Here is a 273-nt window from a genome sequence, read left to right as displayed (position 1 = left end):
CCGGAGTACGTGCCAACAAGGTTCCCATCGACGAGCACGGCAAGCCGACGAATGTCAAGCTCAGCGCCCCCATCAAGATGGTGTGGCAGTACGCGGGCAACTCGCTAGTGGGACAGACCGGCAACAACAACCGCTCAGTGGAGATCCTGCGTGACGATTCCAAATGCGAGCTCATCGTCGTTTGTGACATCCAGTACACGACCTCGGCCCGCTACGCCGACTACGTCCTGCCTGGCACCTCCACCGCCGAGGAAGAAGACATCCATCCAGGCG

At 60.4% G+C, this 273-nt stretch carries 1 protein-coding gene; it reads left to right on the top strand.

Annotation, left to right across the window (positions count from 1 at the left end; translation table 11 throughout):
* The coding region (locus tag ACSNOK_RS34265; protein ID WP_436784634.1) for a molybdopterin-dependent oxidoreductase at positions 1-273 on the top strand (273 nt) is incomplete at both ends.

Origin of the sequence: Streptomyces sp. URMC 126 (genome assembly GCF_051386555.1) — a bacterium.
Taxonomy (GTDB): Bacteria; Actinomycetota; Actinomycetes; order Streptomycetales; family Streptomycetaceae; genus Streptomyces.
The sequence above is the reverse complement of the archived record's forward strand: the minus strand, read 5'-3'. Positions and strand labels throughout refer to the sequence as shown.